Origin of the sequence: Trichodesmium erythraeum IMS101, assembly GCF_000014265.1 — a bacterium.
GTDB classification, from domain to species: Bacteria; Cyanobacteriota; Cyanobacteriia; order Cyanobacteriales; family Microcoleaceae; genus Trichodesmium; species Trichodesmium erythraeum.
Genome location: NC_008312.1, coordinates 1,892,956 through 1,917,462, shown reverse-complemented (window position 1 = coordinate 1,917,462; position 24,507 = coordinate 1,892,956). Strand labels below are relative to the sequence as shown.

The following is a 24,507-nucleotide window of genomic DNA, read 5'->3' as shown; positions in this document are numbered from 1 at the left end:
CTCAAGTTGTCGAAGACTTGAAAAATTCAATATTAACTGATTTACAAATTCCAGAAGCAGCTAAATTTCCGGAACCTATTCCCACAAATTTAAAGAACTTGGTAGAAAAAGGATTAAAATTAGTAAAAGAGATTGTTAACGACGACCCTCCTGGTCATTTCTTAATTGCTAACCCAGGAGAGATCTTTAATCCTGAAAACCATGAACCTGTCCCCAGTTGTGAACCCAGTGGCCAGATTGTTTATACTACCTATCCAGGATACTCCGTAAACAACCGTATTATTGGTGAATCACTTAAAGCTTTTGTATTTACCGAGCCTAACAAACAACCTGAAGGCCAAGAAGAACAACCTTTTGAAAATAATCAAAATCATCAACAGCCAAATTCTATAGAAAATGAACAGCAGTCTCCCTCTAATCAACAATTAAAACCCACTTCCAATCATCAGAGCCCAGTTCCACAAACTTCTGAAAATAATCAAAATAATCAACAGCCAAGTTCTATAGAAAATCAATAGCAGTCTCTTATGACACACCAAGACTAAGAGCATCTCAGGCCGACCCTAACTTTTAGTCGTATGCTTTAACTACCCCGGCGGGAAATCCCGCGCTATTCCGAACGATAGCCTCAGGATGAAAGTCCGGGGTTATCTATCTGGTTCGTCCTAATTTTCTATATATAGCTGTTGACAATTATATATACAGTCATTATAATTATAATAATATTTATATTAAAATAAATAAAAAAAGAAGGTCTCACTTCACATCAAAACTTCTATTAGATATTCCCTGAGTAAATAATTTTATACTTACTTTGTAAGCATAACTTCGGGAGTATACCAATAAACATCCTTCTTATTCTTAACAAAACATATCCTCTTTCTCAGAGTAATTTATCTATCAATATCTGCTATACTATATATAATTAGGTGATAATTCTCTATCTAACTGTTAGAAATCATAGACAAAATATGTAAGCTTTCAAGCAAACATAAAATCTCACGACACCAACTTTTTAATAGATCTGAAAGTCAGCGAAGTACTGTAGCTTAAACTTTCCTAATATCTAGTCACATAAATAAACTAAGGCGACAGAAAGTATCATCTGCTTCTATATAAATAGGTAATGAAATAGTAATTTCACCATGAGAAGTCACCGATATCTCAAACCCAATAATTTAACTATAGATTGTTAGATTTTAAAAATAAAAAAGAAGGTTGCAAAGTATAAAAGGCATGTGACAATATTTTATTTGTTTGTTGAGAAAAATAAAGTGTATTGTTGAAAAACGCATTTTTTTGATAGATTTAAGCAATTTTGCTTAACTACTATACTCTTTATCCCTTTTACCCCTCTTACCCTTGAGGATAAAAAAACAAGGGTCAGGTATCACCTCCTAAACCCTCAAAAATTTAGAATTGTGGTCAGAATAATTGGAGAAAAATCAAAAGACATCCATAGGTGGCTATCTCATATATAATTCGACCTTCCTCCTATACATACATTGTATACAAAGTCCCTAACCACTCCCCTAACTTCCTACTTCTTAAAAATAATTTTTCAGCAAACCGTAATTATCTACCTGACTTCAGCGAGAGTAGGCCCTAGTTCTTGAAACAATGGAGTACTTAAATAACGCTCCCCAAAACTAGGCTGAATCATGACTATTAACTTACCATCATTTTCTGGACGCTTACCTACTTCGATCGCCGCACAAAGAGCAGCTCCCGTAGAAATACCAGATAAAATACCTTCTTCCTTTGCTATACGACGACCATAAACCATCGCCTCACTATCAGGAACCTGGATCACCTCATCAATAATCTTCGTATCCAAAACATCTGGCACAAAACCAGCTCCTATTCCCTGAATTTTATGTGGTCCTGGTTTTCCCCCAGACAAAACTGGGCTATTAGAAGGTTCAACAGCGATCGCTTGAAATTCAGGCTTTCTTGCCTTAATAGTCTCTGCCACCCCTGTAACTGTCCCACCAGTACCAACACCAGCCACCAGAATATCTACCTTTCCATCCGTATCTTCCCATATTTCTAGAGCTGTAGTTTTGCTATGAATTTCTGGATTAGCTGGATTCTGAAATTGCTGTAACATATAATATCCATTACTGCTTAAATCCACAATTTCTTGTGCTTTGGTAATTGCACCTTTCATACCTTCACTACCTGGAGTTAATACTAACTCTGCCCCATAAGCTCGTAACATAACACGACGCTCCATGCTCATTGTTTCTGGCATAGTCAAAATTAACTTGTAACCTCTAGCAGCAGCAACCATTGCCAAAGCAATACCTGTATTTCCAGACGTTGGTTCAACTAATGTTGTTTTACCTGGTTTAATCAAACCTTCGCGCTCCGCTACATTAATCATATTTACACCAATACGATCCTTAACTGAGGCAGCGGGATTCATTCCTTCTAGCTTTACTATTATTTTGGCTAAACAACCTTCTGCTTTAGGAATAGAATTTAATTGTACCAGGGGAGTGCGACCTACTAATTCTGTAATATTATGAGCAATACGCATGATATATTTATCTCTAACCTTAGACTTATAACTCTACAAATAAATGATAGAAAACAGTTATTAGAACGTAAAAATTCAGACTTCAACCATTAAGCTTTATACCCTCAATAGTACAAATCAGTATTAACATACTTATGTCTAAATTCTTTGATATTACACTTAATATTTAGTTATGATTGCTTTAGTTTATAGACAAATTATGTATGAATTTTGATCAATAAATACATTTTTGTTTTTTCTTTATCTTCTTTATATAGGAATCTAAAATAATCAGGATTCAAAAACTATAAATTAACTCCCAAAGTCTTATCCATTAACCATTGTTTCCAAACCTATTTTCAAAAAGTAGCAATATTTTTGATTTGAATAAAATCGGATTGCTAGCTATAGTATATATTTTCACCTTACTATTTAGTTAATTTTTAATAAAAATAAAATCAAATAAATATATAGATATTAGGTATTTTATGATTTTTTAATTTCAACTAATATATTATATACTATTTATAATATTAAACCTCCATGATTAGAGATTTTTTACTTTTAATTTCAGCAATTTTTATGGTAATTAGGTAAGTTTAATGTTAATTTCTTTTACCTATCTCCCATTGCCTAAATTCCTAAAACCTTGTACTTTATCAGCCATTAAACACTCATTGCAGGCATCACTAATTTTATATAATATATACGTTATAAGGGATTCAGCTTGAAAAAATGTGTAATTAATTTTGTATCCCTGCTCAATTGTAAATTTTCAACTTTCTCTATATGCTTTTTGAAAGGATTATCTATTCAGGGTTTCAGTCATTATTCTTTGAGGTGATTTAAACCCTACAATTCTGAGTGGAACTAGGGAGTTAAGATTGACATGTATTTACTCTAAAGATTAACCCTTTTCCCTTCAAGTCAACTCTAATACCCTGTTAAGCTCCCAAAGAATTATCAAAAAATAAAGGAATTAGCAGAACAATAAAAAAGACTTAAATAACACATATTAAGTTTAATAAGTAATTATCCAAAACATAAAACCATTAAACAATATAGCAGGGCAAATGTGATTTTATAGTTTCCCTTTACCTAAAAATTCAGTTTAAAGCCTAGCCCATAAAGGGGCTACTTTTTAGTTGTTTTTTTTGAATACATGTGTTATTATTTTATTATTAATTAATTAGTACCCGCCGGGGAATCTGACACAAAAAAACGCACGCACAAGATAAATATAACCTACCCCCATCTCCTAAGTAGAAGGATAGAAAGAGAGGTGGATGTATTCATTTTGAATCGTGGAGCTTTGCTCTGAAAAAACGTCAACTCACTAAGTATATTTGATACGTTTATTTTCCAGTAGCTAACAGCCAGAGAGGATATCAAATAAGTCCTATTTAATTAATTTATAGGGTGGTATTATCCACCCTAACCTTTCCAACTAACCACTAGAACTGAAAAGTAGTTCTGATAGTACCAATAATTAACTCATCGTTATCATCATCTTGGTTAGCATTTGTAATTACAGTCACACCAGGAGTAATTGAAATGTAGTCTGTAAGTTGATATTTGTAGAATGCTTCAAGATGCCATGACATATCTTGTCGTAATCCTGAATCTAAACCACTAGGAAGTTCTAAGTCATTCAAATAAGGTTCCCGACCTACAACAATACCAGCCAGACTACCTTCCTTCAATAAATCAGGGAAAGCAATAGTAGCTCCATAAGTCCAAATTTCAAAATCACCTTTGCCAATTAGTTTCCCATCAAGATATGTACCAAAACCATTAATAGTTACCCAATCAGCTGCTCGCCAAGACATTTCTACACCATAAGCATTAGTCGAAACTGACTTATTAATATTGACAGAACCTGGTCGACGATCATTAAGTCCAGCATTTAAACCATAAACACTGTTAGCAATACCAGTTCCTACAAATCCACTGTTTAAACTACCATTATCACCTAGACCTGTGGCTGCACCATCATCAAATCCAAAGTTCCCTGGACCAAAATAACCTTTATTGTAGGTAAGTCCAACTTGGAAATTTCTGATGGGAGTAAAGGTTAGTTGCGCTAGTGCAGCATAGTCTCCATTAAACAGACCTTTTCCTTGACTAGGATTTTCACCTTCTGCCGCTAAGTATCCAAAAGATACAGAAAATGGACTATAGGTACAAGCATATTGGTCTTTACAACCAAAATCATACTCAACTCCAAGTCCTTTACCACCCCCTAACCTATAGATTGGGTTTCTTTGACCAAAAGCACTTAGAGAACCGCTGCCTCCATCAAAATCTTCCATATAAGGATTAAGTGTAGGAACAAAGTCGTACCAACTTACCTTATTAGCAGCAATAGTTACTCTAATATTATCTCTGACAGGGAACTTGTAGAAAAGCTTATCTAGTTGAAGCGTATCATCTGTACGGTCAAGAATATTAAAGGTTTGCTGTCCCTCAGACTCAGCTATTTTTTGATTAAATGCTTGAGCATTACCCGCTTGTAACCTGGTAAATAATAAGTCTTCACCAGAAAAGCTAGTATTGAAATTCAGACGTACCCTATACTGGAATACCGTTTGATCCTCATCCTGGATAGTATCACCAAATGCTCCATATTTTCCTTGGTCTTCAAAGTTATCAACAAGGGCAAAAATTACCTCACCCCTAAGTTTAGTAGTTGTAGAAAATTGATTAGCCTCTAATTCAGCAGCACGAGCTTCTAGAGCATCAACACGACCCCGGAGAATCGCTAATTCTGCAGAAAATTCCTCCTGTAACCTTTGCAGAATAGCCAGGTCTTCTCTACTTACGGTATCTTCTATAGCTGCTTGTAAAAGTTCCATAACTCTATCTAGGCAAGCATTAACACCAGCAGCAAATTCAAAACGAGTTAAGGCACGGTTGCCTCTGTAAGTACCATCTGGATATCCAACGATACATCCATAACGCTCAACCAAAGACTGTAATGCTTGAAAAGCCCAATCTGTAGGCTGAACATCAGAAAGTTGAGATACAGAAGTAACTTGTCCTTTTATTGGTTTCCTATTGTTCGTAATATTACGAAGACCTGGTCGACGAAGATTACGACCTTCTCTACCATAGCGGTTAATTTGTCGTATGGTAGTTGCAGGTGTATTCCCAACAGAATTAGTCGAATTGGTTGCAGTAACTTGAGCTAATAGATCAGGTTCCTGTATATCTATATTATTATTTATTGATATATTTTCAGTTGTTGCAGCTTGAGGCTGAATAACTGTATTAGTTTGCTTGTTTTCAGTCGCCAGAGCGTATGAGGATGCAACAAGAGTTGCTCCTAAAACTGCTGGACTAAGTATTAGACAATACCAGAATGTTTTTGACATTTTTCTCTCATCCTCACACCAATTATAGAGAGACTATTTGGCTCTTTTGTTTAGTTAGTTTTAATAGGGTAGGATTGTTAATTATTGCTTTATAAACCCGCATCTCCTTGGGTATTAACTATGTATTAATAAGGACTAGAATTGCAGGTAGTCCAATTTTTTCATTGAATCTGGATCTATCTTTCCAGAACATGGTTTTTTCCAGCAATATTAAAATAATTCTAGCCCTAGAACAAATTTTGATATTTGTTCGACTTTCTTATAGCACAAACAGACTCTTTTATGACCTTTACTACAAAGTTTAGATTTTTCACCTTAATATTTTAGGTATATTCAAGCTGAGAACTACAAAAGTAATAGCTTGTACATATATAGGTTAGGTAGATGATTGACAGACTATCACAATTTTTTTGTATCAACAACCTTTGTTAAAAATTCTTAGGACTACTATCCCAGAGACTATTAACTCCAGCAAATATTCTTACCTTAAAAGGCAAGGTTTTTTCAAAGTATCGTAAGTTAACGATGGGTGAGACAAACATAGATAAAGGGTTACGAGAATAGGGAAATTAAAGAAAAATTTGCTTGAAAGCCTCGTGTATAAGCAATTAAATTTTTAGTTTCTTTATGTAAATTTGCTCCCAAATGTTATTTAATTACTTCCGGGCAGGGAGTCTGAGACAACAAAACTGACACACTAGGAAAGTGGTTTGACTAGGGTCAAGTTTCACCCTCACGACAATAAATTGCAGCAGAATTCAGGAGTGCAAAGGACCTGCTAAGTGTAAAACCTCAACCTGCCCTTGGGTAAGACAACGATAGAAATAATCTCACCCCTAACAGCTGGGGAGGGTATTAATAAGATTTACTGCTGAATTTAGTCTCCGAGTATCGTTAAACTTTGACTAAATATTTGGTTAGTCTCATTAGCTTAAATGACAAGAATTCCTTAATTTATCTTCTAGAATAATTGATAAATTTGGCATATTTCCTGACTTGGGGTTCTCAAGTTTTCCAGTTATCCCTATTTCTCCATCTACATCTTTGTTTTTTCCACTTATATCAAATAGCCTTTTTACTTTAAAAGGTGATACTTAAATAAAAATTTAAATCTTAATGTAGCAAAGTTTCTAGTAATTCGTATTATTTACTATGTCCTAGTATGGAAAAGACTTGCTTTTGTTCAAATAGTTCCAAGAAATGGCTATTAATTTTATTCTCGGCTGCTTCAGAACGCATAATTCTCAGAGCCGCTTCTACGGGTAACCCTTGTTTATACGGGCGATCGCCAGCAGTTAAAGCATCATATATATCTGCGATAACTATTATCTGGGTTTGAAGAGAAATTTCGTTTTTCTTTAGTCCCCTAGGATAACCACTACCGTCCAACTTTTCATGATGTCCATAAGCAATTTCTGGTATGTTCTGTAGATTTTTTGTCCAGGCAATTTGCTTTAAAAATTCATAAGAATGTGTTACATGAGCTTCAACAGCTCGTCGTTCTTCAGGAGTCAAGTTTCCCCTGGGAACTGTAAGTTGAGCCATTTCCTCTGATGTAATTAGAGGTTTAATTTGACCATCTGTATCTTTGTAGGTATAAAGTGATATCTGTTGTAGTTGCTTGAGTGGTTCTTCTGCTAAAACTTTTGGTTCATTAGCTATTAGTATTGTTTGCCAATAGTTGTTAAGCTGAGTAATTGCTGTTTTTAGTTCTAAATCTAAATTTTCAATTTTTTGACACAAAGGACAACTTTCTTGAGTATGTGATTGATATGTCCCAGATAAATGTCTAAGCAAGTATTCGTACTTGGTTTGAGCAGATTCCATTTCCAAAGTACGCTGGGCTACAGAAAATCTTTGCTTGATTAGCTCTAATTGTTCTTGATATAGTTTTTTGCGTTTTGTTAAAATACCTTCTGGCACTCCTATTTTACCAAAATCATGTAATAGAGCTGCATAACGCATTTCTTGAATTTGCTCATTGCTAAAATATGTCCCCGAGAATACTCCATTAGTAATTATATTCACTTCTTGACACAGTCCTACCGTTAACTTAGCTACTCGCTCTGAATGACCTGATGTGCAGGAGTCTCTAGCCTCTATTGCCTGTACTGATGCTTTGACAAAACCCTCAAATAAATTTTCTATATTTTCTTGTAGATTATTTCTCTCTATAGATATAGCAGCTTGAGAAGCCAGAGAAATTAATATTCTCTGTTCCCATTTTGAATATGCTTTAGTTAATTCTTTGGCATTTTCTTTTGTAATTACAACATCAGGTTGAACCTTACGGTTAATCAACTGAAGTACTCCAATAATTTCCTGATTTTGTTTTTGTACTGGCAAAATTAAGACTGAACAAGTGCGATAACCTGTTTTCTCATCAAAACTTTCATCAAACTTATAGGGAATATCTTTAGGAAGATTGTAAGCATCTGGTATGTTTAAAGTATGACCAGTTAAAGCAACATACCCAGTCAAGCTTTTAAAGTCAATTGGTAATGCGATTTCCTGAAAAGCTAGTTCTGGAATAGAATCATTTTGGGCAACTTTGAAAACTAACTTGCGTTCTTTGAAATTTACCTCATCTACTAAGTAAACGCTACCTGCATCGCTACAAGTTATTTCCCGACTCTTGGACAGTATTAAATTTAATAGTTCACCCAAATTGTAAGTGTCAGATAGAGCTACTCCAATATCTAGTAGCTGCTCTATTATCAATAATTCAGAGGTCTCAGTAAGTTCCTGAAACAACTTAAGTGTATTTAACTGGATCATAGTTTAGGCTTAGTCAATAGCCTTAAGCTTAAATAAACTTAATTATTAATTAATATAATATTTTTTCTAATAAAAGTGTACTTAGAAAAGATGATTGGAAATTAGGCATATTAAATTTTTAGAATTTCACTAATTAACTTTTCCTGAGGGGCTGCTAAATAAATAAATAACCATTTTATAACCCATTTAAGATATTATTACCTAATTATCAGGCTTATAGTTTCTTTCTTTAATCATTCTTGACATAATATAGTTCCTACTTAGCCAATACAATGGCCTTAAATTCTCTATATTATCTATATACTACACTAAATACTTCAGAAGCTAATTTAGCTTGAATTAAAGATGCTAAATCGCTTTGATATCAGACGTTGAAAAATTATAAGAAAACGATTAAATGAATAAAATTAGTTATTTTTCCTTTACCTGACTGAAAAAAATGCTAAAAATAAACAGCTATATAGCTATATAGCCTATTCCCAGTTATTAATTCCTTACACCTAACTCGTAAAACTTTTTCAGCAAGCTCTAATAATGAAAAACATAAAATACAGCATAGATTTTCATTTGATTAATTATTTAGCAAGGGATGAGAAAAGATACTTTTTCAGTAAAGTCAAATATTAATATGCCCAACTGTAAAGTTAGCATTATTCTCTTTTCCTTTTCCCCATATCACGTCGAATAGACAAATTATTTAAGTACAGAATGCACTGAACATTCATATCTGGGCCTATTACTATACCACAGTTTGAGCTAGAATCAGTTCTATCTTTAAGCTGTTTCTTTAATTTTTTGCCACAACAACTCTAACAACAATTATGGTGTAAGATGAATCGAGTATTTAGCTAACTTAAGCCAGATATTGTTTTAGCCATCTTAAAGTCTTTTTCTGTTAAGCCGCCAGAATTATGGGTTGTTAATATGATTGTCACTTTATTGTAAGATACTTCTAAGTCTGGATGATGTTGTGAAGCCTCAGCAGGAGCTACTAATTTATTCACAAAATTAATAGCTTCAACAAAATTTTTAACTGTTTTTATATACTTAAGCTTGTTTCCTTCTAATTTCCAGTCCGATATTTGACTGATACGTTGATTAATTTCTTCTACAGCCAGCAATTCAGTCATTGAACTATTCCTAAAATTACTAAAATAAGCAACTATCCGCTCTTATCTGGGATAGTGTTTCAATATCATATATTTATAACACTAAATTTGTATAAGAGCGGTCTAGGGGGTCACACTGATTGAAACCTGACTGCCGGGAGAAACCCTAGGTCAGCCTGGTAGTGATTTATCGGTTGATATTATAGCTCCTATAATAAAAAAGGAACATAAGCTAACTACTAGAGAGCAGTCCTGGCACACAGCCGGCATTTTCCAATCAGGTGACCCATGCGTTTACTACTATCTGACATAGGCATCACCTCCTTTATTCCCTAAGTGGTTTTTTTATTTCACTTAATAATATTATGTTAGCACAAAAATTTCAGAATGCAATTGTATTGTAAATTTTTTTTCAAAGCCATAGTATTGTGTAGCTCAGTTTTGTAGAGAGGATCCTAAAAAAAAGGCAACCAGCTCGGTTTAATAAAGACTAGGGAATAGCTCTGCCTGACAAGATAGCCGCGCTACAAAGATTTAATCATTAATACTTAAATTTCATATACTTGGAATCTTTTGTAAGTTTAATTCCGTATTTGCCAGATAACTCAACCTTAATGTTCAATATTTTAATAGTTTTAATATTCTCTCCCATTCTTAGATGGGGAGGCATTGATACTGGAGGCAAGTTTCCTCAGTGAGTTAACTTTTTGCACTTACGAAGTTATCCGCATTCTCCATGCTCCTCCAATTTATCGTTGCTAGGGTTAACTTAACCCTTCTCAAAAGCCTTTCCTATAAATCCGTTTTTGAGCTTAGTAGGCCCAAGCAAGACTATTAATGAACATTTAGGACAACAGATGTATTCAAAAAAAAACTGAAAAGTCGCCTTATGGTTAGGTAAGGTTTTCAAATAAATTTTTCGTTAAATTTCTATCTATTTTTTTCTGGAAGAAATATCTGGGAGCCGGTAGAAGTAATAGTGAAGTTAGCGATGGCCTACTTTAATTAGATATTGGTTCATACTCGCAATAACAATAGTGTTACACAAATCTAAGTTGGCCTAGGCCTAAGTGAGCAAGTGTGGCAGCTATATTGCTCTTTGGAAGTAGAATTATTTAACTACCTATCTCACAGTTTGTTGATGCACTACCGATATATTAAATATGATTTTATAAGTAAGTAGGTAGGCATTAAAATGTCTGGATATTTAACAAAATGTAAATTTATTTTTCAATCAACTATCTCAAGGAACTTGGAGTTACTTGAAAAAACTTAATATAGTTAGGATTTTTCGTATCTATCTACATAGACTACCTATATATAATCAAATTATGGTAATGCATCAAGAAAGTGTGGGAATAGTAATATAATCGTTGTCCTTAAATACTTTCTATTATCATAGAATTTCCTCTATATGGCCATCAGAAAACTCATAAACGTGGAAAGACCAGTAATGTTGTCAACTATATTATTGTTCTGAATGCCTACAAGCTTTCACTGATACTTTTGACACTACCTACTATCGTAGAACAATTCAACCTGAACAAATACGCATGGTTCTAGAGGCTCACGTTGAGGGCAGTAGTTTGAGAGGGATTAGTCGAACAGTGAATTTGGCCTATGATACGGTAGTTACTTTAGTGAGAGCTCTCTCTGAAAAAGGAAAATTGATTCATAATGCTCATATCCAGAATATCAATACCTCACAAATGAGCAGTGATGAGTTTTGGTGATTCGTCCAAAAAAACAAAAACATTGCCAGTATTAAGAATTGACAGAAAGAGATTCTTGGGTTGGCAAGCCCCTACCCTTTATCCAATGGATTAATTTTAAGTGCTAGAGTAAATAAACATACTGACCAGTTCGTTGAGGAATTACTCATCAACACAGAAGGGAAAAGAAGGGAAAACTATCTGTAAAAAATGGCTAACTGATGATTGGGGAGAGTATGAACGAGTATTGCCCTGTAATAGAACACATTATTGGTAAAAACCATTGCCCTGTAATTGGAACGCACAAATGGAATTATCAGAGATTAGCTCGGTCGATAGCATCGCCGACAGAATAAATTTGGCCAGCTTTTGCAACAAACTGAGATAACAGTAAGGTTGGTGAGCACCTACTTTAATTGGATTTAGGTTCATAGTCCCAAAGAAAATACTGCTGCGTAAAGAGCTAAGTTAGGTCTCGATCCTTGGAGTGGGAACGACTTAATTACTTATCCCATACTTTACTGACGCACTGCCCAAATTATTTTCTATAAGTGTAGCTCATGACAACCGAAAACTGCTGTATTGATTTTTTTTTAATAGCTCCTACATATTTAGTGTAGGAACTATTAAGGATAAGTATTAAACTTATCCTGTCAAAAAAATTAGAGTATATTAAAGAGCGTTACCACGAGGTAGTACTTCCTCTGGGAACATAAAGTTTTGATGTGGTTGGTCTGCAGGAGACATCCAAGCTCGGATACCTTCATTTAGCAAGATATTTTTGGTATAAAATGTTTCAAATTCTGGGTCATCTGCTGCCCGTAACTCTTGAGATACAAAGTCATAAGCTCGTAGGTTGAATGCTAAACCCACTATACCTATGGAACTCATCCACAATCCTGTTACTGGTACAAATAACATGAAGAAGTGTAACCAACGTTTGTTGGAAAATGCAATACCGAAAATTTGGGACCAGAAACGATTAGCTGTCACCATTGAATATGTTTCTTCAGATTGAGTAGGCTCAAATGCGCGGAAGGTATTTGCTGCCTCTCCATCTTGGAAAAGTGTGTTTTCTACTGTAGCACCATGAATAGCACACAAAAGTGCACCACCCAAGATTCCTGCTACACCCATCATATGAAATGGGTTGAGTGTCCAGTTATGGAATCCTTGTAAAAATAGGATAAATCTGAATATACCAGCTACACCAAAACTAGGTGCAAAGAACCAGCTTGATTGACCCAATGGGTACATTAAAAATACACTTACAAATACTGCAATTGGTCCTGTGAAGGCAATAGCATTGTAAGGACGTATTCCAACCAAACGAGCAATTTCAATCTGACGTAGGCAGAATCCAATTAGAGCAAATGCACCGTGTAGGGCAGTGAATGACCAGAGACCACCGATTTGACACCAACGGGCAAAGTCCCACTGAGCCTCTGGGCCCCAAAGGAAGAGTAGGGAATGTCCCATGCTATAAGCTGGGCTGCTAATTGCAACTGTTAGAAAATTACATCCTTCTAGGTAAGAACTGGCTAACCCGTGGGTATACCAGGAAGTGACGAAGGTAGTCCCAGTTAACCATCCTCCAATGGACAAGAAAGCACATGGGAAGAGAAGTATACCAGACCAACCAACGAATACAAAGCGATCGCGTTTTAGCCAGTCATCGAGGACATCAAATGCTCCTCTTTGAGATTGTGGGCGTCCGACTGCTACAGTCATTAAATAGTTCTCCAAATCAAATAATTATGATAACTACGGCTAATGTTTGTCCTCCACCATCATTAATGTATTAATAATTGTGTTCTACTTGAGCAGAATATAAGAACTTTTGTAAACATTGTTTAATTTTTTTACCGTGATTCTCATTATAGAGGTAATTTTTGCTCAGGGCAACCAGAAAAATAAGTTTTTTCCGATCTAGTGTTTTAGATTTTGGATTTTTCCCTTAAGCAATCTTAATTGGCAACATAACTTCTCCTTCAGCCAAAAATTTGGCCTAAAACCTTGCCCATAAGTGGATATTTTAGTTTCTTTTAAATAGGTATTTAATTTAATAATGTTAATTATTTAGTGGTCAATAGGCACTCCAAGAGAAAAATGAACGCATCCGACAGGGGTAAGAGTAGGGTCAAGTTTTGCGCTAGTGAAGATAAATTAAGATTCTTGGGCTTCGGCTCGCAAGAACCTTCTGCACAACCTCAGCAACAGAGGATGTTAATAGGCTTTTTAGCCCATAGTTTTCATACAATTTCCTAGTTTTAAGTATTCAGAGCAAGAAGATCTGCTGATCAATTTCCAGAAGAAAAATCTATTTCAGGACTAAGCTAATCTATATATACTATTAATAGTATTAAAAAGTTTATTTAATAGTTGTTAAGGTAAACGTCAAAGAATAAAGGTTAAAGTTCCTCAATCTAAATCTATAAAAACAAAAAAACTGCTCCTTTTGTAGGTAATAATTACAAGCTTAATCCAAATAAATCTATATCCCTTGGAATAATTAAATAATTTGCTGATCGTTACTTTGTAAGTTTTGTTCTAGATATTAATCTAGAAGCTTTACCAGAAAATAATAAATCAATTAGTCTAGATTTAGAGATTACTACTTTAAGTAATGTTTAAAAGATTGAATCACTATTACCATTTCAAAATAAGTTTTAAAATAATATTGAAAAATTAGATCGGTTTTAAGGTCAATATTCTATAACTAAGAAAGGGAATATTTTTTGATTTTAGGAGTATGCCAATAAGCATTGTCAAAGCTAACTTTACTCTGTAATTAAAAGAACATGATTTATGAGTATTTAAAACGGAGAAAATTTTTGATAGAAATTTTACTGGGTGCAATATAATTTTTGACATCTGCTTACATTAGAGATCATACCAATATTGATTTAATAAAATCTAGGTTTGATGAATTTTTCTATTTAGGTAATTTTCCTACCTTATATTTTAGGATAAAAGTAAAGTATAGCTAGAAATTTTAGTTTTTTTAGTCTAATAAAATTTATTATATTTTGCTGTTTTAAAAAAGCTTTTATAAGTCATTTGTCTTGAGGTTTTTATTGTTTATGTAAAGGATAAAATAACTATTTATGATGAATTTACTTGTGAAAATTATTTGGGCTAAAACGTTGTAGTGATGTTAATTACCTTTGATTTTTGTCTCAATTACTAGTAAGGTATAGCTAATCTTTTGACTACATTTACTATAATAAATAAGTAGGCATGCAATAATGTGAATTGGATAAACTCTTAATATTTGTTCTATGTTATAGTTATGATTATATGTCACAGTTATAATATACAATCACTAACCCCGATCTACTCGGTGTAAGCGTAGAAATAGGGGTAGGTACTACTAGGAAATACTATAGGACTGGGCTTCTGGCAATTTTAGGTGAAATTTGCATACAAAAATTTAAGGTTTATAGTTTGCGACCCAATGTTACAATCTAACTAATAGAAGAAACAAAGTAGTTAAAGGTTCTGGTTCCGCAGCCAACTGCAACTATGAGTGGTATAATTCTGGATAAGCAACAAAAAAGTCTGGTTATTACCCATATATATGTTCTATTACTGCCGAGAACCAAGGCGACATAAGTAATCTAATATCTTACACTCACTAATTAAAAAATGTTCACTATTGATATCATTGTGAAGTACACTCCTGTACCATTTTCAATTCAACGTAAGTCCGCTGAGGATGCTGAATCTACTTATGAACAAATCGTTGAGTCTATTCGCTCTGGAAATCCTCAAATTTTAGAATTAACTTGTGAGAAAATACCGGAGAAAAAGATTGCTGTAGTAATGAGTGAAGTTTCTGGTGTTCAAATTTCCCAAAAATCTGGTGCTGCTGCGACTGGAAGGCCACCTGGTTTTGTAACTGTAGCTCAATGAACCCAAAGGATAAAACCAATATTGCCACTCGTTCAGCAATTTTAGTAGAGAATATTTGTTTTAATTGGCCTAATGGCTCTCAAGTATTACGCTCTTGTTCTCTAAAAGTACCCAAGGGACAGTTTTGGATGCTCTTGGGTACTAATGGTAGTGGTAAATCAACTTTATTAAGATTATTGACTAAACTTTTGTCTCCTCAGTCAGGAACAATTAATTTTGAAGGAAAGATAGGTTTTGTTTTCCAAAATCCTGATCATCAACTTGTCATGCCTACAGTAGGAGCAGATGTAGCTTTTGGTCTAGTTGCAGAGAAACTATCTAAACTTCAAGTTCGTAATCGGGTTAAAGATGCCTTAAGTACTGTAAATTTATTAGAACTAGAACGTCGACCTATATATGCTTTGAGTGGGGGACAAAAACAAAGAATTGCTATTGCTGGTGCTATTGCTCGAAACTGTGACATCTTACTTTTAGATGAGCCGACAGCTTTACTAGATCCAGATAGTCAATTAGATTTGTTGACTCAAGTGCAAAGTTTGGTGAAAAACCGAGGTATTACTGCTCTGTGGGTTACTCATCGCTTAAATGAGTTAGATTATTGTGATGGAGGATTTTTACTAGATAAAGGTCAGGTAGTAGCACAAGGCAACCCTGAATTTTTAAAGCAACGTTTAATTAAAGATTCATTTTAAGCGGTAACTATTCAACTTAACTTAAATCACTAAGCCTTTTCGTTAAAAATTCAGAATATTGAACATAGTAGCGTGGATAATTTTGGGTAAGTAATAAATAATACATTACTATAAAATTTGGATAGGTGTTATAATAGTTAGTATTTATTAATATTTTTGGAACAATTATTATCTTGAGTTATGTCACGCCCTTTAAGACAAACTATTCTGCTTGTAGATGGCTATAATGTCATTGGTTTATGGTCTCGTCTCCGAGAAATTTGCAATTTTCATGGCTTAGAAACAGCCAGAAGAGATTTGATTGAGGCTTTGGTAAATTACAGTGCTAGTCAGGACTTAAATACTCAGATAGTATTTGATTCTCAATATCAATATACTCCTACTACAAAAGAAATTATTACTGATAAGTTATCGGTTCATTATACAGAATTTGGTCAAACAGCAGACACATATATAGAGAAAGCTTGTGCTAGTCTTCGTACTGAAGTCCATTTGTCTAGAAGTAGGTTAATTGTAGCTACTTCAGATAGAGTGCAAAGGCTTACTGTGATTGGTTATGGTGCCGAATGGATGTCTTCCCAACAGCTGGCCCATGATGTTGAAAGTGCAGCGAATTGTGTTCGGAGTAGATGTCAACGAAATAAAAGGGCATCAGGTCGTTTTCTGGCTAGTTACTTAGATCCAGAATCTCAAAAGCGTTTAGCTGAATTGAGAATGGAAAAATGATTGTTATCGTACAACATAGTTTTATAGAACTCAATTCCAATTTATAAATTTCTTTAATGTTAAATATAATAAAAAAATATAGAAAAGGAGTTGTCAAATCTCTTGAATTAAGATTATAATAAATCATCGGTACTTAGGAATAAGTGATTAAACATTCGTTCCTCGGTAGCTCAGCGGTAGAGCGGTCGGCTGTTAACCGATTGGTCGCAGGTTCGAATCCTGCCCGGGGAGTTTAAAATTATTAGATTCTTGATATAGGGATATTTAGTACTTCTATTTTTATACTAAGACCTGATAGTTAAGAATTATATGATAATTGACTTGTAAGTAAATAGTTACCAAGAAATAGAGTCTAAAGCCTTGCGGCTCTAGACTCAGTTTTCATTTGTTTTTTTTGAATACATATGTTGTTCTAAATTAGGGTTTTCTGAAAAAGTATGAAAATAGTTGATTTATTATTCAAAAAAAATTGATGATTATCAAAAATTATCATCATTTATTCAACTATAAGTTGAAATTATTAAAAAGACCCAGACAAAAAATATCAAAAAAGAGAAAAAGCCTCTTTTAAGAGAGTAGAAAGGTTGATTACTAAGAAAGTAAAAAAAGTAATTGCGATTGCAGTTGTAGAAGTTTTAGAAAGTTTAGCTATTACTTTCTTATGACTCCTCTTTTGCTGCTGGGCAAATTTACCTTCAATATGGTGACCTAATATTTCATCACTCCTGAGCTTGTTTTTCTGTTCTTTATCAAAATTTTTGGGTGATATTCCGTAATGAAACACTGATTCTAATACCTTTATTTTTACATGATTTTCGGTTTTCTCATGTTAGCTAAATTTGGTCTGCATGAACTGACTCTGGGTAATAACCTATATAGTTTTTCCACTTTTCAACTTAAGCCTTTAAATCTCAAGATTCGTTATAGTTTTCCTAACTTATTCTATGTAAAAATATATATCTATCCATATAACTTGCAGATATTTTGGCTCCAAATTCTGTACTTTTCCCCCTTTTACTCTTACTATTAGACGCATATCAGGTTGATTTCAACATATTATTATACCATCTATTCGTTGTTCTTTGCTATCCCACATCAATTATTGTTGACGCTAAATTTCACAGAAATCCAACAATGTTTTATATTTTCTAATACTCAAACTTTCATGACGGACACCATTCTCAATTAACAGCCTTTTGGGTGCTTAAGTTTTTACTTACATATTTCAGTTATTTTTTGATGGCTTTCCTGATAGCTTTAGTAGTTATTCGTCTTTTTTTACCTACCTTTAAATATTCTTTTTTTTGCTGTTTGACGGTGAGTAATGATTTTTTTGTGAAACTGATTTTCACAGCATTTTAAGAGAATATCTTAGATGATTTAGGTTTCAATTATGCCATGATTTAATAGGTTTAAGTCTTTCGGATAGTTGGGAGCGCAGGTGCCATCTTAAATTAATTTACCTTAAATTAATTTACCTTGATTTTTGAACTCCTTAACGGGACTTTAGCAAATTTCAAGCCCAAACAAACCCTAAACTCTCTTTATGAGCGGTAAATACGTCGATGTTTTCATCTAACCACTCAACAAAACGATAAGATATTGCGGTACGAAATGCTTCTAAAGTATCAGTAAACGTATTTAATGGTTTGTTAGCCCAACGCCTTCTTATACCTCCTGTTAACTGATGCCAGATAATAAATGTATAAGCACAAAATACTAAAATAAAATGCCTTTTAAGGCTGATTTTATCTCTGACTTGATATTCTCTTAATCCTAACCATCCTTTGGCTTCCCTGTAGAAAACTTCCACCCAATTTCTTTGAGAATAAGTAGAATATATCCACTCAGGAGTTACATATTTGTCTTCTCTATTAGTGATATAATAGTTAATATCAGTGGCCTCAGAAAAACTTTTAGCATTCATAACGATAGCTATAGTTTTTTGACCTGACATCCTAGATATTTCTACTTCTAATGTAGCTACCCAAACTTCTCTAGCATTTTTTGTACTTAGTTGAACTAAGTTGAAAGCTTTCTGAGGTATACTTTCTGCCAGCTTGTCTAATCTAATTTCCTCTTTAATGTCATCTTGTTTTTTAATGATGACTTTTCGATTTTTAGCTAATCCTCCTATATAAGTTAAACTTCTTTTCTCTAGTTGATTTAAGAATGATGTATTGTTACCATAGCCAAATTTCAATTAACACAATTTCTGGTTGGTGTCCTCTGGACAAACATTGATCTACTAGAGACATTGCACTCGTCTGGTTTCTTGACAAATTCTGGGTCTTTTTTTCCTTTTGGAAAAGAATCAGCTTTCTGATACAAAGCTATGTCTAAAGGTAGACTTTTAACTCCATCATAAAGATGAGTTGTCACCACGACTACACCATTATCTGTTTTTCCTATTTCTCCTATATATTGCCGCCCTACTCCTGCAGTAAAATTACCACTTTTTCTGTGGCCTGAATCGTCTATAATTAAAGCAATAGGATCGAGAAGGTTTTGTTTGGCGACGTTCCCACATTACTTGAAGACGACGCTCATTCACAGCATCTACAGACCAATTTGCTCGAACTAGAAAATGCCGTAATTTGTGGTACGTGTGACCTACAGTGTTGTTGGCAATTTGAGACAAGTTTTTTCGATCGCTTTCTCAAGAGTAATCCTCCTATATATTCCCTAAACCCTGTTTTTTGGGCTTTTGTTTTAAAGACATTGTTAAAGCGATCGCACCATCGATGGAAACAAGAGGGCATGGCCACTGAAGTTGTTTCTTTCATCAAACTTTTCCCAGGCCAGTAATTAACGTAAAATACATATCAGGTATACATTATACCCTTTTTTTTACTATTTTTTCACTAAAGTCCCGTTAATATCTTCTAATAAGGTTCTTTTTTTTGTTTCATATTCCTGAGTTTTACTCTGATTTTCACCACATCTAAATTAATTTTATTGATTAAATATGCACCTATTTTCTCTATAAAATGAACCAATATTGAAGCAGAAAAATTATCTTGGTTGTTATAGGTTTTTAGACCAATAAACTCTTATAAATAGTGGTTTCACTTAATTTGTTATACTTTTTCTCTACCCCTTATACCTAATTTTTATTTAATAATTAACGCCCTTAATTCTATTCTTAAATTTAATTTAAGTGCTCCTATTTATGGTGGAGAAAAAGATTGCATATACATCTTCATATTTCTTCCAAGGAATTAAAATAGCCATCACTACCCAAGGATTTTCTGGGGATAACTGGCCATTGAATGGTAGTTAAAAATTTTCTGGTGGAGTGTCACGTTGGCCTACTTTTCTTTACATGCTGTATGTATTATAGAGGTTTATTCTAGCTGAAAATTAGATACTATTTCTGATGAAAAATACCTAAAATCATTATTGTGTAAGTTTTTTAGATTTATTCAGCAAACCCTAATTATTTGTTAGTTATTCACGGGTGGGCAGTCCGATACAAAGAACGGAGTTACCACGCAAGGGGTTTGACTAGTATCAAGTTTCTCGATCAGGACTTGAATTACATTAGGGTAAGAAAAGTTAACCCCCATCGAAGTTTCAGCGTAGTGGTAATATCATAGCATTATAGGCCAAGGAAGATATCAAATCTTAGGAGCCTTGAATTTTGTGGCTGTTCGCCCTGACAAATCTTTTTAAGTGAACTATAGGCAAAAGAAAATGTAAAACTATAAGATTTTTCAAGTTCAATAAAAATGGACGTCAAAACAGGTAGTCTTAAAAGGGAAAGGATAAGGCTTTAGACAATAAGGCATTGTAATGATGGATGAAGTGCCAGATAGCTTAACCAGCTTTAACTTGAATTATTCATGAGAAAATGGAAAATAAGCTCAAAACATATATTCAGTGTTACTTGTAGATAATTCACAGTCCCAGCAGTTTGTATTTTTTGTCTCCCCTGGAATAAATATTAGTAAAAACAATTAATTTCTGATTTTTTTATTTATTAATAAGTTATAATATTATCGTTAAATATTGATTATTTAATGATATTTTGAATTGTACATAAATGAATTTATTTAGTCAGAAATTACCTTTTAATTTTCCCGTTACTAAAAAATTGGATTTTAAGTTTTACTCCCTTTATTTCAGTTAAGATGCTGGTTTATTAGTGGTTAAATAAAGGGAAAAAATCTGAAATTTTGTCAAAAATTTGCTGATTGTTTAGATCAAAAAATAGAAGTTAATCAAGTTAAACATTCTTTGGGATAATTAGTGATTCAAAGAATTTATCAAATCATAGGAATTATTTATGCAACGATTCTATTGTGCCGCTTATTTCTTGAAAAACACTCACTATTGAAGGATAATTTTTGGCTGCTCAAGAGACAATGAGTAGATGGGAAAATCAACTTTTATCTCAATAAATTAAAAAGTTAATGTTTTTTTGTTGATAAATTTATTGGGTGGTCCTGTATATGTAGTGATAAGCCAATATAAATGATTAGTTATTGACATCAATCTTGAAAACATTAAGTTTTTTATGCTTAATAATTCAAAATTTTTATCTAGGCGATCGCTACATAATAATCAGTCATTAAACTATCAAGAATTAAACTCAACTATCATGAAAAAAGTATGCTATTATCTATGACAGTAATAAGAAAAAATCTATATAATTCAGATGTCCATTCATAAATTAATCTGTCCTAGTTGTGGCAGTAATCATATTGTCAAAAATGGGACTATTCACAACAAAAAACAAAAATATCAATGTCAAAATTGTCAGAGACAATTTGTCGAAAATAGTCAAAGAGATTATATTAGTAATGAAACCAAAGAACTTATTGATAAATTAAAATAGAGAAAAAATTAGTTTAGCTGGTATAACCCGTGTAACAGGCGTGTCAGAAAAATGGCTCCAGAATTACGTCAATAATAAGTATGCTGAGGTTTCACGCTCTATTAAATGTACTAAAAAAAAACAGGTAAACTCACCATTCAATGTGATGAAATGTGGTCATTTGTAGGCAATAAAAATAATAAACAATGGCTGTGGTTAGCGATTGATATAGAAACTAAAGAAATTGTGGGTTTTTACTTAGGGGAAAGAGGAGAAAAAGGGGCAGCATAGATTATGGAATTCTAACCCACGGTGTCTTAAGGCCGTGTGCAGTTTGTTATACAGATTTTTGGTCAGCTTACGAGCTTGTCTTTCCTGAAGAGAGACATAAATCAGTGGGGAATATTCAGGTTTAACAGCTTATATAGAAAGATTGAATAATACTTTGCGTCAAAGAATTTCTCGGTTGGTCAGAAAGACTTTATCCTTTTCTAAAAAGCTTCGGTCCCATCTAGGAGCTATTTGGTATTTCATTAATCATTATAATGAAGCGATCGCTTCACTGTAATTTTATCACTACATATACAGGACTACCATTTATTGAAAGTTATTCAGAAATGCATCAAAAAAAATTAGCTTAGATATAGATGAAAACGATGGGGTAAATTATGGTAATCAACAACTAAGTTTATTTCATGATTTTGATGGGTAAAAAATCTATTTTTATTGTTGAATTAATGAGGCAAAAACTGGTGTTACTTTAATATTACAATGAAGGGGGAATAACTTCTCATTCGGCCAAGGGAATAAAGGGAATTTTATGATGGTGATTTTGGCAATAAAAAAAAGCATGAAAAAATGTTTCGATTATTTTAAGAGGAGATCGATACTTTTCTTTACCAGAAATAATTAAAGTGTGTGAAGATCAAAATGTACAATATGTTTTTGGATTTAGTAGTAATGCAGTGTTCAGAATAAAATTAATTATTTATTAGATAAAGCCAGATTAAATTATTATCAAACTAATCAAAAATTTCATTTATTTGATGATATTTATTGCTGATAAAAAAGTTGGAATAACCCTCATCAAGTATTGATAAAATTAGATGGGCTATAGAAAATTATAAATTCTCAATTTTTAGTCATAAACATGGAGATAAAAAAAACAATAAATTTATGATAGTTTTTATGCTCAAATAACTACAAATTTGGAGCATATAATTAAAGAATTAAAAAGAAAATTTTTGAGGTTTTTAGGGTTTTTTTGAGAAAAATAACTGTAAATTTTTAAGTTTTTTTTTAAGTTATTTTAAGTTATTTGACTAATTTTGATTATCGACCGTTAATCAATATGTTTATTTTTATTTTTTTCCTTTAGTTTTTTTGTTCATGAATAATTCAGGTTAAGGATATAGTCATTTAACTTAAGAATGAAATAAAAAGAGTATAAGATTGAACAGAGAAAGTATGGGAATAGAAATCATGGCTTATAGTTTAGATTGAAGATAAAAAGTAATAGTAATAATAGAAAATGGTGTTAGAGTCAGCAAAGCGGCGCAAGTTTTTGGAATAGGAATAGGGTCAATCTACAGATGGCTTGAGAGAAAGGAACTGGTAGCAACAAAGGTAAAATATCTCTAGCGTTCCCTAGATATAAGAGAATTGTCAATAGATTAATCAGAAAATCCAGAAGCTAGATTAAAGTACACAGCTAAAAAATTACGGTGTAAGTACAAATGCAATTTTTAAGTCTATCAAAAAAATGAAAATAACCAGAAAAAAAAGAACTATGTTATGGTGCAAAGAAGTAGATAATAATGGATAAAATCTTATCAGGATTTATGGAAATTAATCAAAATATATGGGATTAAAAGTTTAGTATTTCTTTTGGATTCAGGATTTGAATAATTTCTAAATTGTCTTTATTTGTGGTCAAAAAGAGGGGAAAATTTTCTGGAGATAGGCAAGGAAAAAGGGGAAAAAGAGAAAACTTAGTTCCTGGTATAAAAAAAGGAAAAAAAGATTTAATTCCATCAATGATATTCATAGGAAGTTTGAATGTAGAAAACTGGGAAGGCTGGTTATGAATATGTTGATTGCCATCATTGAAAATTACATCAGTTTGGATTATAAATCATGCACCAATTCATCAAAAAATAGTGATTAAATAAATACTTGAATATGGAGCTCTTTAGGTCATATTTATGCCTAATTATTTTCCTGACTTGAAGGATATTGAACATGATTTTAGTGCCTTAAAGAGAGCCATAATGTATGCTCTTTCAAATACAGACTTAGATGAAATAATCTGTGATTATTGTGGATTTTAATGTCTCACTCTTAAGTTAAATGACTATATATACCCTGGCGTTATATTGTCGTCGTCTAAGTTCAATGTTATATCCATACTTTTTGCAAATTACTGTGTGATAAAAAACTAGATACGTGGATGTATTTGGGAAAATTTATACTTTAATATTTCATTATAAAGATTGTTAATTTAAAGATTCACATCTTAAATAATGGTTGATTCTATCATGGTTAATATTTTCGATTTGGATAGTGCTAAATTTGTTATAGTATAGTTAGTCTGAGTAATTGTAAAAGATTGATAATAATCAACATATTTTAAATCTTTATGCTTGACATTTAGATGTTTTTATTCTAGGTACAAGACAAAAAATTTAAACAATTAATAAATTCATTTTGTTTTAAATCAATGTCAAGAACTATCGCCGGTAAATGATCCAGTCCATAACGAAAAATACTTTTTGCCCTAGGACCGTATTTTTTGATTTTCAAGGGTCTTTGTTTATGTAATCATTCCCCGATTAAAATTGTCCAACATAGAGCCCAACTTA

At 32.9% G+C, this 24,507-nt stretch carries 10 protein-coding genes, 1 tRNA gene and 4 pseudogenes; 8 read left to right on the top strand and 7 right to left on the bottom strand.

Going from position 1 to position 24,507, the window contains the following annotated elements:
• Positions 1-17: 17 nt before the first annotated feature.
• The gene (locus TERY_RS05775; protein ID WP_011610966.1) at positions 18-518 is read left to right on the top strand and encodes a hypothetical protein; all 501 of its coding nucleotides are present in this window, start codon (positions 18-20) and stop codon (positions 516-518) included.
• A 1,061-nt stretch (positions 519-1,579) separates the two neighbouring features.
• On the opposite strand, the gene cysK is transcribed toward TERY_RS05775, so the two are convergent.
• From cysK to TERY_RS05755, 4 genes are all read right to left on the bottom strand, one after another.
• Entirely contained in the window at positions 1,580-2,542 is a 963-nt protein-coding gene (cysK, locus tag TERY_RS05770; RefSeq protein ID WP_011610965.1) for a cysteine synthase A, read from the bottom strand.
• Positions 2,543-3,975: 1,433 nt separating this feature from the next.
• Entirely contained in the window at positions 3,976-5,895 is a 1,920-nt protein-coding gene (locus TERY_RS05765; RefSeq protein ID WP_011610964.1) for an iron uptake porin, read from the bottom strand.
• A 1,143-nt stretch (positions 5,896-7,038) separates the two neighbouring features.
• Positions 7,039-8,673 carry an HD domain-containing phosphohydrolase gene (locus TERY_RS05760; RefSeq protein ID WP_011610963.1) on the bottom strand — a complete coding sequence of 545 codons (1,635 nt, stop codon included), beginning with the start codon at positions 8,671-8,673 and terminating at the stop codon, positions 7,039-7,041.
• An 848-nt stretch (positions 8,674-9,521) separates the two neighbouring features.
• Positions 9,522-9,803 carry a 4a-hydroxytetrahydrobiopterin dehydratase gene (locus TERY_RS05755; protein ID WP_011610962.1) on the bottom strand — a complete coding sequence of 94 codons (282 nt, stop codon included), beginning with the start codon at positions 9,801-9,803 and terminating at the stop codon, positions 9,522-9,524.
• 1,362 nt (positions 9,804-11,165) lie between these two features.
• Here TERY_RS05755 and TERY_RS34585 point away from each other — a divergent pair.
• A pseudogene (locus TERY_RS34585) lies at positions 11,166-12,019 on the top strand (IS1 family transposase).
• Positions 12,020-12,166: 147 nt separating this feature from the next.
• Here the strand turns inward: TERY_RS34585 and psbD are convergent.
• A complete protein-coding gene (gene psbD / locus TERY_RS05745; protein ID WP_011610961.1) occupies positions 12,167-13,225 on the bottom strand; it encodes a photosystem II D2 protein (photosystem q(a) protein) in 1,059 nt (352 codons plus the stop codon).
• Positions 13,226-15,142: 1,917 nt separating this feature from the next.
• Here psbD and TERY_RS05740 point away from each other — a divergent pair.
• The 4 genes from TERY_RS05740 (at position 15,143) to TERY_RS05725 (ending at position 17,058) form a co-directional block, all read left to right on the top strand.
• Positions 15,143-15,409, top strand: a complete 267-nt coding sequence (locus TERY_RS05740) for a hypothetical protein (protein ID WP_011610960.1) — start codon at positions 15,143-15,145, stop codon at positions 15,407-15,409.
• Entirely contained in the window at positions 15,406-16,101 is a 696-nt protein-coding gene (locus TERY_RS05735; protein ID WP_011610959.1) for an ATP-binding cassette domain-containing protein, read from the top strand. Before TERY_RS05740 ends, TERY_RS05735 begins: the two co-directional genes overlap by 4 nt.
• Before the next feature lie 180 nt (positions 16,102-16,281).
• Complete coding sequence (locus TERY_RS05730; protein WP_011610958.1) at positions 16,282-16,827, top strand: NYN domain-containing protein; 546 nt, start codon at positions 16,282-16,284, stop codon at positions 16,825-16,827.
• A 159-nt stretch (positions 16,828-16,986) separates the two neighbouring features.
• Positions 16,987-17,058, top strand: a tRNA-Asn gene (locus tag TERY_RS05725).
• A gap of 313 nt (positions 17,059-17,371) precedes the next feature.
• Here the strand turns inward: TERY_RS05725 and TERY_RS24830 are convergent.
• The gene (locus TERY_RS24830) at positions 17,372-17,611 is read right to left on the bottom strand and encodes a transposase (protein ID WP_011610957.1); all 240 of its coding nucleotides are present in this window, start codon (positions 17,609-17,611) and stop codon (positions 17,372-17,374) included.
• Positions 17,612-18,343: 732 nt separating this feature from the next.
• A pseudogene (locus TERY_RS05715) lies at positions 18,344-19,613 on the bottom strand (IS701 family transposase).
• Positions 19,614-21,487: 1,874 nt separating this feature from the next.
• Between TERY_RS05715 and TERY_RS29960 the strand changes: the two are divergent.
• Together TERY_RS29960 and TERY_RS29955 are read left to right on the top strand one after the other, a co-directional pair.
• A pseudogene (locus TERY_RS29960) lies at positions 21,488-22,214 on the top strand (IS1 family transposase).
• 947 nt (positions 22,215-23,161) lie between these two features.
• Positions 23,162-23,976, top strand: a pseudogene (locus TERY_RS29955) (IS630 transposase-related protein).
• Positions 23,977-24,507: the final 531 nt, after the last annotated feature.

Bases quoted from the DNA above. Each gene is read 5' to 3' on its own strand.
- cysK (WP_011610965.1), bottom strand. From the start codon at position 2,542: ATGCGTATTGCTCATAATATTACAGAATTAGTAGGTCGCACTCCCCTG.
- TERY_RS05765 (WP_011610964.1), bottom strand. From the start codon at position 5,895: ATGTCAAAAACATTCTGGTATTGTCTAATACTTAGTCCAGCAGTTTTA.
- TERY_RS05760 (WP_011610963.1), bottom strand. From the start codon at position 8,673: ATGATCCAGTTAAATACACTTAAGTTGTTTCAGGAACTTACTGAGACC.
- TERY_RS05755 (WP_011610962.1), bottom strand. From the start codon at position 9,803: ATGACTGAATTGCTGGCTGTAGAAGAAATTAATCAACGTATCAGTCAA.
- psbD (WP_011610961.1), bottom strand. From the start codon at position 13,225: ATGACTGTAGCAGTCGGACGCCCACAATCTCAAAGAGGAGCATTTGAT.
- TERY_RS05740 (WP_011610960.1), top strand. From the start codon at position 15,143: ATGTTCACTATTGATATCATTGTGAAGTACACTCCTGTACCATTTTCA.
- TERY_RS05735 (WP_011610959.1), top strand. From the start codon at position 15,406: ATGAACCCAAAGGATAAAACCAATATTGCCACTCGTTCAGCAATTTTA.
- TERY_RS05730 (WP_011610958.1), top strand. From the start codon at position 16,282: ATGTCACGCCCTTTAAGACAAACTATTCTGCTTGTAGATGGCTATAAT.